General features: G+C 70.6%; 1 protein-coding gene. It reads left to right on the top strand.

Annotated elements, in window-relative coordinates; all coding sequences use genetic code 11:
* Window positions 1-449, top strand: a 449-nt coding sequence (locus Q1A09_RS22525; protein WP_299960634.1) for a DUF222 domain-containing protein, incomplete at both ends; no start/stop codon positions are given.

Below are 449 nucleotides of genomic sequence, written 5' to 3'. Positions count from 1 at the left end.
GTTGCGGTGGGGGAGCCGGAGCGGGCGCGGGCGGCCGAGCAGGACGTGGACCTGGGTGCCTTCGATCAGGTGTGGGCGCAGGTGGCGGTGGGGTCCCCGCACCAGACGCTCACGGTCGCGGTGCGGGCCTTCGAGGACGCCCTGGACCCCGATGGTGTGGAGCCGGACCCGACCGCGGGTCGGCGGTTGACGATCGCCAAGCACGCCGATGGCAGCGTGACCGGTCGGTTCGATCTGGATGCCGTCGGTGGGGAGAAGGTGCAGGCCGCGATCGAGTCGATCGTGCAAGCCGACCGCCCCAAGGGGGATGAGCGGACTCGGGCGCAGCAGAACGCCGATGCGCTGGTGCAGTTGTGTGACAACCAACTGGCCTGCGGCGGTCTGCCGATGCTGCGGACGGTCAAGCCGCACGTGGTCGTCGGCATCGACCTCGATGACCTGGTCGACCC

It is taken from the genome of uncultured Modestobacter sp., from assembly GCF_947486615.1.
Lineage (GTDB): Bacteria > Actinomycetota > Actinomycetes > Mycobacteriales > Geodermatophilaceae > Modestobacter.
The sequence above is the reverse complement of the archived record's forward strand: the minus strand, read 5'-3'. Positions and strand labels throughout refer to the sequence as shown.